The organism is Acidisphaera rubrifaciens HS-AP3 (assembly GCF_000964365.1).
In the GTDB taxonomy this organism is placed as follows: Bacteria; Pseudomonadota; Alphaproteobacteria; order Acetobacterales; family Acetobacteraceae; genus Acidisphaera; species Acidisphaera rubrifaciens.
In genome coordinates, this window is record NZ_BANB01000433.1 from 1 (window position 1) to 7,498 (window position 7,498).

The 7,498-nt window shown below is 68.8% G+C and carries 6 protein-coding genes and 1 pseudogene; 3 read left to right on the forward strand and 4 right to left on the reverse strand.

Annotated elements, in window-relative coordinates; genetic code table 11:
• Nucleotides 1-484: pseudogene (locus tag B8460_RS21950) on the forward strand (thioredoxin domain-containing protein); the annotation flags it as partial.
• Here B8460_RS21950 and B8460_RS12535 read toward each other — a convergent pair.
• Nucleotides 481-1,317, reverse strand: a complete 837-nt coding sequence (locus B8460_RS12535) for a transglutaminase-like domain-containing protein (RefSeq protein ID WP_048861941.1) — start codon at nt 1,315-1,317, stop codon at nt 481-483. The pseudogene B8460_RS21950 and the gene B8460_RS12535 sit on opposite strands and share 4 nt — an antisense overlap.
• Before the next feature lie 186 nt (nt 1,318-1,503).
• Here B8460_RS12535 and B8460_RS12540 point away from each other — a divergent pair, with 186 nt between their 5' ends.
• Nucleotides 1,504-2,265 (forward strand): N-formylglutamate amidohydrolase, encoded by a 762-nt coding sequence (locus B8460_RS12540; RefSeq protein WP_048861942.1) that lies wholly within the window; start codon nt 1,504-1,506, stop codon nt 2,263-2,265.
• A complete protein-coding gene (locus B8460_RS12545; RefSeq protein ID WP_158322831.1) occupies nt 2,262-3,356 on the forward strand; it encodes a glycosyltransferase family 61 protein in 1,095 nt (364 codons plus the stop codon). The genes B8460_RS12540 and B8460_RS12545 overlap by 4 nt, the downstream gene beginning before the upstream one ends.
• A gap of 8 nt (nt 3,357-3,364) precedes the next feature.
• On the opposite strand, the gene B8460_RS12550 is transcribed toward B8460_RS12545, so the two are convergent.
• The 3 genes from B8460_RS12550 to B8460_RS12560 form a co-directional block, all read right to left on the reverse strand.
• Nucleotides 3,365-5,659 carry an NADP-dependent malic enzyme gene (locus B8460_RS12550; protein ID WP_048861943.1) on the reverse strand — a complete coding sequence of 765 codons (2,295 nt, stop codon included), beginning with the start codon at nt 5,657-5,659 and terminating at the stop codon, nt 3,365-3,367.
• Between the two features lie 159 nt (nt 5,660-5,818).
• Nucleotides 5,819-6,520: a class I SAM-dependent methyltransferase gene (locus tag B8460_RS12555; RefSeq protein WP_048861944.1), complete on the reverse strand. Its 702-nt coding sequence runs from the start codon at nt 6,518-6,520 to the stop codon at nt 5,819-5,821.
• 85 nt (nt 6,521-6,605) lie between these two features.
• Nucleotides 6,606-7,298 (reverse strand): MgtC/SapB family protein, encoded by a 693-nt coding sequence (locus B8460_RS12560; protein ID WP_048861945.1) that lies wholly within the window; start codon nt 7,296-7,298, stop codon nt 6,606-6,608.
• Between the last annotated feature and the right edge of the window lie 200 nt (nt 7,299-7,498).

Here is a 7,498-nt window from a genome sequence, read left to right on the forward strand (position 1 = left end):
GGCCGACGTGCCGCTCGGCCCGGCCGCGCGCCCGCGACAGGCCGGCGACGGGGTCACGCCCGCCGGGTGCGGGCTGATGGCGGAGGTTTATGCCCGGCTGTACCACCTGACCGGCGAGGCATCGTTCCGTGACCGGGCCGAGGGGCTGCTGCGCGCCTTCGCGGGCTATGGGGAGGGGCTGGCCGGCATGCCGACCCTGCTTGCCGCCGCCGATCTGCTGGAGGACGGCGCCCTGGTCGTCGTCACCGGCACGCCCGGACAAGCCGCCGCCCTGCGGCAGGTCGCGCTGGCCGCACCCGATCCGGCGGTCGCGGTGCTGAGCGTCGCCGACACGGCATCACTGCCCGTGACGCATCCGGCGCACGCGAAGGCGGCGCCGCCGGGCGGGGCGGCGGCCTATGTCTGCCGCGGCGGCGTCTGCTCGCTGCCGGTGAGCGATCCGGCGGCGCTCGCCGCGCGGCTACGGCGGCGCCGGGACGGCTAGGCGTAGGTCGCGACCGGATTGCCCGCCTCGTCGCAGGCGTCGGTGACGACGGAAAAGCCGGTCAGAAGGTTGGCGCCGAAAGCCGTCGAGATCGCGCAATCGACCGCATCGCGCCCGCGGGCCATCAGGATGCGGCCGATGCGCGGATGGTTGTGCCGTGCATCGACGGTGTACCAGCGCCCGTCGAGGAACACCTCCACCCAGGCGCTGAAATCCATCGGATTCGGGTCCAGCGGCACGCCGATGTCGCCCAGATAGCCCGTGCAGTAGCGTGCCGGGATGTTCATGCAGCGGCAGAACGCGATGGTGAGATGCGCGAAGTCGCGGCAGACGCCGATGCGCTCCTGATAGCCTTCCCACGCGGTGCGGGTGTTGCGCGCGTGGATGTAGCCGAACGTCAGATGCGTATGGACGAAATCGACGATCGCCTGCACGCGCGCCCAGCCGAGCGGCGTCCCGCCGAACAGCGACCATGCGACATCCCCCAGCCGGTCGGTCTCGCAGTAGCGGCTGGCGAGCAGGAAGACGAGCACGTCGTGCGGCAGCGCCTCCAGCGGCAGCTGCTGCGCCCAGGGGGCGACCAGATCCGCTTCGCCCGTGTCGGCGATCACGAAGCGCGTGCTGATCGTGCTGCGGCCCGGCGGCAGGGTGACGCGGTGACAGGTGTTGTCGAACCCGTCCTGGTACTCGGTGACCGCGAGCGGGCAGGAAAATGCCAGATGGTGCGGCGTGCGGAGATCATGGACGCGGCTGGGGTGCACGCTGAGCTGCAGCAGCATCGGGGTCGGGCCGGCACAGTCATAGGTCAGATCGAAGCCGGCACGAATATGCATGGCGGGTCCTTCGGAGGCGGTAGTGCGTGTTGACGGGATTGGGCACGACGCAGGCGCTGCGTGCAGGCACGACGCTCATCGGCAGCCGGGGTTCCCCGCCGGACCGCCTCGCCGGCAGGCAGGGATCGGCCGGGGGACCGCGACAACCCCTGGTCCGATGCGCCTGCCCTGGGCACACTGTCGCCCATGATCGCGCCGCTGCTCCGCCCCGACGAACCCCATCCCGTCCGTATCCGTCCCGCCCGCCGGGACACGCCGTTCGTCCTCGCCTGCGACCATGCGGGACGGCGGATACCGGCGGCACTCGGCACCCTCGGGCTGCCCGAGGCAGAACTGGACCGCCATATCGCCTGGGACATCGGCATCGCCGGCGTGGGTGACGCTCTTGCCGAAGCAATCGGCGCGCCATTGATCGAGCAGGTCTATTCGCGCCTCGTGATCGACTGCAACCGCCGGCCCGGCCACCCGACCTCGATCCCGGTGATCAGCGAACGGACCGAGATACCCGGCAACCGCGGCATCACGCCCGACGAGGCCGCCGCCCGGATGGCCGCGATATTCACACCGTATCACGACGCGCTGGCGGCGTCCCTGGCGGCGGCGCGGTCACGGGGGCCGGCGCTGCTGGTCGCCCTGCACAGCTTCACGCCCGTGTTCAAGGACGTCGCGCGTCCCTGGCATGCCGGTGTCCTGCATTTCCGCGAAATGCGTCTGGCCGGCATCATGCTCGACCTCCTGCGGGCCGAGGGCGATCTCGTCGTCGGCGACAACGAGCCGTATCAGCTCACCGGCACCAGCGACTACACCGTGCCGTTCCATGCCGAGGAGCGCGGCGAGCCGTATCTGGAGCTTGAAATCAGGCAGGATCTGATTGCCGAACCGGACGGCCAGCGCGCCTGGGCCGCCCGGCTGGCGCGGCTGCTGCCGCTGGCGTGGAGTCGCTTTTGAGCGATCTATCACTTGCGGCCATCGCCGAGACCGTTATCGAAATCGATGCGCGGGAGCGATTTCCGTACTCCACGCAAGTGCGATTCAGTCAGCGCTTTCCCGAAGCGGAACGGGCGTTTTTCTCGGCACCGTTCGACTGGACATGGCCGACGCGGGTCTATTGCCTCCGGGATGTCGTATATGATCCGGCAACGGGGGCGATTTACAAAGATGGTCTTTTGGTAGCGGATTGCAGAAACAATCCGGATGCATTGCAGAGCATTGAGCATTGCTCGCCGGACACCCTGATAACGATGCCAAGTGACCGGTGGGTCGTCATTGGTGCGCACAGGCACTCGGGGTTATATTATCATTTTGTGATATCCGATCTGCCCGCACTCGTTTGGGGCAGCATAGAAGCAAAGCGGATCGGGGATTTCCAACTCCTGTTACCGGCGCTACGTCCTTTCCAAAGGAGCTATCTCGATTTTTACGGGCTGGCGCCTGCACCGCGAGTTGAGGCAGCAGAGGGCAAGCTCTACCACTTGCCGCAGGCGGTGTTTTCCGATTTCCATCTTGGATCGAACTTGTTCCAGATATCGACGGCGACACGGCGGCTTTTTGCATATGGGCGACATCGGGCACCGGACGCCGCTACCCCGCCGAGGCTCTATATCAGCCGACGCGATACCTCCCACCGTCACGTACGAAACGAAACCCTATTGTACGAGCTACTGCAAAAGTACGGCTACGTTGCAGTTGAACTGGCGGGTCTTTCGCTCGAAACACAGATTGCAATGTTCCGCAACGCCCAGAGCGTCGTCGCACCGCATGGAGGCGGTCTGACAAATCTTGTTTATGCGACCCGCGGCGCGCAGGTGCTGGAACTGTTCACCGAAGGCTGGCTTAATCCTTGTTACAACGTGATCGCAAAATCGGTACAGATGGATTATTGGGCTGACGTGTCTCCTGCGACCCCCGAAGCGGGAGGTCTTCAGGCTCATATGATCGTCGATATCGATCGGTGTACCGAACTTCTCGAGGAAATGCACGCGCGACAGCGCAGCCAAGAACGGTTCGAACTTATAGAAAGCGGGCCGCCTCTTATCTGAAAGGCCGCTCAGCGGCCCATCGCCTGGTAGGCTGCGATGCAGGCGATATCGACGATCTGGCTCACGCTCGCGTCCATCGACACGATCTGCGCCGGGCGTTCCAGGCCGATCAGCAACGGACCGATCGTGCTGCCGCCGCCGAAGCGCGGGGCGAGGCGCGAGGTGATGTGGGCGGAATGCAGTCCGGGCATCACCAGCACGTTGGCCGGGCCGGTCAGCCGGCAGAACGGATAGAGCGCGCGATAGCTCGGGTCGAGGGCGACGTCGGGGCTCATCTCGCCGTCGTATTCGAAATCGACGCCGTGCTGATCGAGGATCGCGACAGCCTCGCGCATGACCTCCGCCGCCGTGTGCATCGGGTTGCCGAAGGTCGAGTGCGACACCAGCGCAACGCGCGGCTCGTGGCCGAGCCGACGTGCCGCCTGCGCCGCGCCGATGGCGATGTCGGCCATCTCGCGCGCGTTGGGGCGGAAATGCACGAGCGTGTCGGCGATGAAGATGGTGCTGCCGCGCACGCCGAGCATCAAGGTCAGACCGAAGGCGAGGCCGCGTCCCATGCCGATCGGCGCGGTCGCGATCGCGTGGCCGATATCCTCCAGGCAGACGGCGGGCGAACGGGTCAGGCCCGTCACCATCGCGTCGGCGTCGTGGAGGGCGACCATGCAGGCGGCGAAGACGTTGCGGTCCTGATTGACCATGCGCTGGCAGTCGCGGAACAGCGCGCCGCGACGCTGCATGCGGCGATACAGGAACTCCGCGAAGTCGCGGTTGCGGTGCGACAGGCGCGCGTTGTGGATCTCGATCCCCGCCGCCTCGCCGAGCCCGAGGGAAGCCATCGTCGCGCGCACCCGGTCCTCGCGCCCGATCAGTACCGGCGTGCCGTAGCCGGCGTTGCGGAAGGCGACGGCGGCGCGCACCATCTTCTCCTCCTCACCCTCGGCGAAGACGACGCGCTTGGGATTCTCGCGCACGGATTCCATGATGGCATCGAGCGCGCTGGATGTCGGATCGAGCCGACCCGACAGCTCGCGGCTGTAGCGCCGCAGATCGGCGATCGGCCGCTGCGCCACGCCGCTGTCCATCGCGGCGCGGGCGACCGCCGGCGGCACGCGCGAGATCAGCCGCGGATCGAACGCGTTGGGGATGATGTAGTCCGGCCCGAAGGTCAGCCGGCTGCCGGCGGAGGCGTTGTGTACCTCGTCCGGCACGTCCTCGCGCGCGAGCTGCGCCAGCGCCTCGGCCGCCGCCACCTTCATCGCCTCGTTGATCGTCCGCGCCCGCACGTCGAGCGCGCCGCGGAAGATGTAGGGAAAGCCGAGGACGTTGTTCACCTGGTTCGGATAGTCGCTGCGCCCCGTGGCGATGATCGCGTGCGGGCTGACGGCGCGCGCCTCCTCCGGCGTGATTTCCGGGTCGGGATTGGCCATGGCGAAGATGATCGGCTTGTCGGCCATGGTGCGGACCATGTCCTGCGTCAGCGCGCCCTTGACCGACAGGCCGAAGAACACGTCCACGCCGTCCACGGCCTGCGCGAGCGTGCGGGCCGTCGTCTGCACGGCATGCGCGCTCTTCCACTGGTTCATGCCGTCGGTGCGGCCCTGGAACACCACGCCCTTGGTGTCGCAGAGCATGACGTGCTCCGGCCGCATCCCCATCGCCTTGACCAGTTCGGCGCAGGCGATGGCGGCGGCGCCGGCGCCGTTGATGACCAGACGCGTGGTCGCGAGATCGCGGCCGGTCAGGTGACAGGCGTTGATCAGCCCGGCGGCGGCGACGATGGCGGTGCCGTGCTGGTCATCGTGGAAGACGGGAATATCCATCAGCTCGCGCAGCCGCTGCTCGATCATGAAGCATTCGGGCGCCTTGATGTCCTCGAGATTGATGCCGCCGAAGCCGGGGCCGAGATAGCGGACGCAGTTGACGAACGCGTCCACATCCTCGGTCCCCACCTCGAGGTCGATGCCGTCCACGTCCGCGAAGCGCTTGAACAGCGCGACCTTGCCCTCCATGACCGGCTTGGAGGCGATGGCGCCGAGATTGCCGAGGCCGAGCACGGCAGTTCCGTTTGAAACGACGGCCACCATGTTGCCCTTGGTCGTGTAGTCATAGGCGAGCGCCGGATCGCGCTGGATATGCAGGCAGGGTTCGGCGACGCCGGGGGAATAGGCGAGGCTGAGGTCGCGGGCCGTCGTCAGCGGCTTGGTGATGCGCGTCTCGAGCTTGCCGGGCCGTCCGGAGGCGTGGACGGCCAGCGCTTCCTCGGCGGTGATCCGCGCCGTGCGCGTATCGATTCCATCGGCCATCGCTGTCCTCCCCCGCGCCGCCGATGCCGTGTCCGGGCCGGCGATTAGCCGTCTATGATGGGCGGCCCGCGAAGGGATGGGAAGCCGCGCCGGGGCATGGGTGGCGGGCGGCCGAAGCGGGCGCCAGGCGCCGCATGGCGGCAGCCGGGGGGCGCCGGATCAGGCCCGTTCGAAGAAAAAGGCGATGCAGGGCTGACGCAGCAGCCGCACGCCGCCGTCGAGCGTCTCCGCATGCGTCTCGAAACGCTGCCGCACGGCGTCGCGCACCGCCGGATCCGCCGCCCGCCCGGCCCGGGCCGGATCGACGTCGATCATGGTGCGGATCAGCTCGTCCGGCCCCGATACCGTCCGCGTCACCTCGTAGGGCCGCCGCGCGCGCCGCGCGAGGCCGGCGACGGCCCCGTCTTCGAGCAGCGCGATGGAACGGGTGCGCACCTCGGTCTCGTCCTCCAGCGGCTTGAGCACCTCGCTCATCGGACCGTGCGGCGTCGGTTCCACGACGAACAGCCCGCCGCCCGGCCGCAATGTCCGCGCCGCCTCGTCAAAGGCGCGCATCTGCTCGTCGGGCGCGAAATGATGCAGCGTGAAGATGCAGCAGACGACGTCGAGGCTCGCGTCCGGGAACGGCAGCGCCCCGGCGCGACCGATGCGCAGCCGCGATGCGTCGATGCCGGCGGCGCGCGCCCGGGCCAGCTGGCCCTCGTCGGTCTCGAGCCCGATCGCGTCGGCGCCGTGCCGCAGCAACTCCTGCAGGAAGCCGCCGCCGCCGCAGCCGACGTCGAGGATCGTGCAACCGGACAGCGGACGCAGGCCGGCGAGTTCGTCGGCATGCAGCCGCGCGGATGGAACGGGTGTCGTCACGCAAATACCTCCTGGCCGGACAGGAACGCCGTCGCGTCGCAGCACCCTGCCCGCCGCGCCGGCCGCCGTCCAGGCAGGCGCAGGGTCAAACGGTCGTGCTCACGGTCCAGGTGGCGGACCTCACGAGCGTGGAGCCGAGCAGGATGCGCACCACGTGGTCCAGTTCGGCCGGCTCGGCCGTCGTCGGCACCAGGATCGCGGCGAGTTCGACCTGATCCTCGCTCTCCGACAGCGCCTCGACCTCACGCACCGGATAGCTGGCCTGGGTGAGCACCTCGTCCAGCAGGTCGCGCACCGCCGACACGTCGTCGCGGTCGCAGACGGCGTGGACCTGGTATTGCGCCTCCGTCGCGCCGCCGGCGAGCGGGCGGCGGTTGAGCCAGTTCACCAGCGGGCGCAGCAGCGTGTTGCCGGCCAGGATGAAGCCGGTGACCGTCACGGCCTCCGCCTCCAGCCCCGCGCCGGCGAAGGCGCCGACGGCGGCCGAGCACCACAGCGTCGCCGCCGTGTTGAGGCCGCGTATGCTCGCGCCGTCCTTGAGGATGACGCCGGCGCCGAGGAAGCCGATGCCGGAGACGACATAGGCGATGATGCGGGTCGCCCCTTCCGCCCCGTTCACCCGCAGCCCGAGATCGGCGAAGGCCGCGGCACCCACGGCGACGAGGACGTTGGTGCGCAGCCCGGCGTTGCGTTGCCGCCATTGCCGCTCGAAGCCGATCGCGGTGCCGAGGGCGAACGCGACCGCGAGGCCGATAAGCGTGCCGAGATACGCCGTCATCGCGGCACGCCCACCGCCCTCGCCGCCTCAGTGACCCAGTGCCACCTGCACGACCTTGACGGCCACCAGCAGCACCGCGGCAACGAGATAGCCGCGCAGCAGCGCCATCCAGATCCGCCGGCCGCGGCCCATCACCGCCGGCGGCAGCTGGTCGAGCGACGGCATCCGCCACGTCGCGCGCACCAGCCGCGCGCGCTCGC

Bases quoted from the DNA above. Each gene is read 5' to 3' on its own strand.
- B8460_RS12535 (WP_048861941.1), bottom strand. From the start codon at position 1,317: ATGCATATTCGTGCCGGCTTCGATCTGACCTATGACTGTGCCGGCCCG.
- B8460_RS12560 (WP_048861945.1), bottom strand. From the start codon at position 7,298: ATGACGGCGTATCTCGGCACGCTTATCGGCCTCGCGGTCGCGTTCGCC.
- B8460_RS12540 (WP_048861942.1), top strand. From the start codon at position 1,504: ATGATCGCGCCGCTGCTCCGCCCCGACGAACCCCATCCCGTCCGTATC.
- B8460_RS12550 (WP_048861943.1), bottom strand. From the start codon at position 5,659: ATGGCCGATGGAATCGATACGCGCACGGCGCGGATCACCGCCGAGGAA.